The organism is Comamonas sp. B-9 (assembly GCF_000410635.1).
In the GTDB taxonomy this organism is placed as follows: Bacteria; Pseudomonadota; Gammaproteobacteria; order Burkholderiales; family Burkholderiaceae_C; genus Comamonas.
Genome location: NZ_KE148626.1, coordinates 1 through 1091, shown reverse-complemented (window position 1 = coordinate 1091; position 1091 = coordinate 1). Strand labels below are relative to the sequence as shown.

Here is a 1091-nt window from a genome sequence, read left to right as displayed (position 1 = left end):
CCCACCCGGCGGAAAACCCCCCGCCGCTACTCCCAGGGCCCGATCACCTTGTTCCTGGACAAGCAAGGCGCCTATGCCGAGATCCGCGTGGCCGACCGGGGCCCCGGCGTGCCGCCCGACCAGCGCGAGCGCATTTTTGAATCCTTTTACCGCATGCCCGGCGCCAGCGAGCGCCATGGCGGCGTGGGCCTGGGCCTGGCCCTGGTGCGCTCGATTGCCGAACGCCACGAAGGCAGCGTGCACTGCGAGGGGCGTGAGGGTGGCGGCGCAGTCTTTGTGCTGCGCCTGCCTCTGGCGCCGCTGGCACGCAGCACGCCGGCGCAAACGTTGCCTCCGGCTAGCGTCTAAGCCACCACCGAACGCTTGTTCAAAGGGCCTCTTGCTTTGCAGCAGAGGCCCTTGTTGATGGCACGTTGGATGTCAGCTCAGAAAGCGACGCCGGAGCGCAGCGCAATATTGGCATAGGGCGTGCATTCGCCGGTGCGCACCACGGCCACGGCCTGGCGGCTCATCGCCTTGAACGCCTCATGCGGCACGCACTGCGGCGCGCTGGGCAGGCCATCGGCCTGGCGCTGCTGGTACCAGGCCGGCAGTTGCTGTCCGTCCAGGCACTCATTGGCGACGATGGCCGCTTCCACCTGCAGCTCGCTCAGGATGGCCTGCAGCACCTGGTCCAGGTTCGGCACACCGCGCGCCACGGCCAGGTCCACGCGGCGCACGCCGGGGGGCACCGGCAGGCCGGCATCGCCAATCACCAGCATATCGCCATGGCCCATCGCGGCGATGATTTGCGACAACTCGATATTCAACAGCGCAGCACGCTTCATACGGGGCTCCAGGGGCTCGCTTCGGTGCGGGTCGCTACCTCGGCATGAAAAGGGATGGATGGCTGTGCACCGGCGCGGGTCACGCAGATGGCTGCCGCGCGGATGGCCCACTGCGTGGCCTCGTCCAGGCTGGCGCCGGAGGCCAGCTGCACGGTCAGCGCACCCAGAAAGGTGTCGCCGGCGGCCGTGGTGTCCACCGCCTGCACCTGGGGCGCGCGGTGCCAATGGGCAGGGGCCTCTGCGGTGCTGGCGCTGCGCGCATCG

At 69.2% G+C, this 1091-nt stretch carries 2 protein-coding genes and 1 pseudogene; 1 reads left to right on the top strand and 2 read right to left on the bottom strand.

What is annotated here, in order from left to right:
- Positions 1-348 (top strand): annotated as a pseudogene (locus tag H928_RS33535) (sensor histidine kinase); the annotation flags it as partial.
- 77 nt (positions 349-425) lie between these two features.
- On the opposite strand, the gene rbsD reads toward H928_RS33535, so the two are convergent.
- Positions 426-827: a D-ribose pyranase gene (gene rbsD / locus H928_RS0117300; RefSeq protein WP_021027632.1), complete on the bottom strand. Its 402-nt coding sequence runs from the start codon at positions 825-827 to the stop codon at positions 426-428.
- Positions 824-1091 (bottom strand): PfkB family carbohydrate kinase (locus tag H928_RS28505; protein ID WP_021027631.1); only part of this gene is annotated, 268 nt, incomplete at its 5' end. The genes H928_RS28505 and rbsD, both read right to left, overlap by 4 nt.

What these genes read in the sequence shown, in the direction of transcription:
- rbsD (WP_021027632.1), bottom strand. Translation starts at nt 827, where the DNA reads ATGAAGCGTGCTGCGCTGTTGAATATCGAGTTGTCGCAAATCATCGCC.